Raw genomic sequence first — 1442 nt, 5'->3', positions numbered from 1 at the left:
GCCCTAGTAGGGCTCCGTTACGTCTGTCTGTCGGTCCTGTTTGGGGGAACGCTGAAGGTGTGGACGCACATGAAGTGAACCGTGCTCGGGCGACGTTGGCGTTATTCGTCGCTGACGTGTTCGCGTCGGTGCCGCGCAAGGATCAGCGGGCGAAGGGCGACTGCTACCTGCGGGGACTGATGCTGGACGGACGGCGGAAGTCGATCCAGCCGATGGCGGAACGGCTGCCCGACGGCAACGAGCAGAACCTGCAGCAGTTCGTGAACCAGTCGACGTGGGATCCGGTGCCGGTGCGGCGGCGGATCGCCCAGCGGATGGTGCCGAGAATCGGCCCGGAGGCGTGGGCGGTCGATGACGTGTCGTTCCCCAAGGACGGGAAGATGTCGGTGGCGGTCGCGCGCCAGTACTGCGGGGCGCTGGGCAAGCGGGCCAACTGCCAGGTCGCGGTGAGTGTGCACGCGGTCTCCGACACCGCGTCCTGTCCGCTGCAGTGGCGGATGTTCGTGCCCGAGGAGTGGGCGGACGATGCGGTGCGGCGGCAGAAGACCGGGATACCGCAGGAGGTCGGGCACCGGGAGAAGTGGCGTCTGGCCCTGGACATCCTCGACGAGCTGGCCGGGTGGGGTCTGGTGCCGCCGGTGGTGGTGGCCGACGCCGGCTACGGGCAGAACGCCGACTTCCGCGACGGTCTGAGCGAGCGGGGCATCGGCTATGTCGTGGCGGTCCGTTCGGACGTGACGGTCCACCCGCACGACGTGCGGCCCACCGCCCCGGCCTGGTCCGGGAACGGTCGCAGGCCGCAGCCCCGCTACCGGGACAAGCCGTCCTCGGTGGCAGCGCTGGCTCAGGAGCACGGACGGCAGGCGTTCACCGAGGTGACCTGGCGTGAAGGCTCCCGCGGGCCGATGCACTCACGCTTTCTGGCGCTGCGGGTGCGGCCGGCCGGGGTGAGGGCCCGCCGTCTGGCCCAAGCCGCCGCCACTGCCGAGCACGGCCACTGGGACGGTGTCCTGCCCGAGGTGACGCTGCTGGTCGAATGGCCCCAGGACGCCGAAGCACCCACCGACTACTGGCTGTCCAACCTGCCCGCCGACACACCGATCACCGAACTGGTCCGCCTGTCCAAGATCCGCTGGCGCATCGAGCACGATTACCGGGAACTCAAGCACGGCCTCGGCCTGGACCACTTCGAGGGCCGCTCCTGGAACGGCTGGCACCACCACGTCACCCTGGTCACCGCCGCCCACGCCTTCCTCACCGAACAGCGCCTGTCCCCAAAAGCCGATACAGCGGACTCACCCTCTACCAGATCCTCGACGCCATCCAGGACCTGCTGAACTGCTGGACCGGCACCTGCACCACCTGCCACCGCCCGCTGCCCAGAACATCCACCACCAGCCAGAACCCAAGAGCCAGAGCAACCTAACGGAGCCCTACTGGGG

At 69.0% G+C, this 1442-nt stretch carries 1 protein-coding gene; it reads left to right on the top strand.

Going from position 1 to position 1442, the window contains the following annotated elements:
• The first annotated feature begins 59 nt into the window (after nt 1-59).
• The gene (locus tag E4N63_RS30345) at nt 60-1337 is read left to right on the top strand and encodes an IS701 family transposase (protein ID WP_230213368.1); all 1278 of its coding nucleotides are present in this window, start codon (nt 60-62) and stop codon (nt 1335-1337) included.
• Nucleotides 1338-1442: the final 105 nt, after the last annotated feature.

The sequence above is a fragment of the Streptomyces sp. MNU89 genome, assembly GCF_020982505.1.
In the GTDB taxonomy this organism is placed as follows: Bacteria; Actinomycetota; Actinomycetes; order Streptomycetales; family Streptomycetaceae; genus Streptomyces; species Streptomyces xinghaiensis.
Note: the sequence above shows the minus strand (reverse complement) of the source record. Positions and strands in the feature narration are given on the sequence as shown.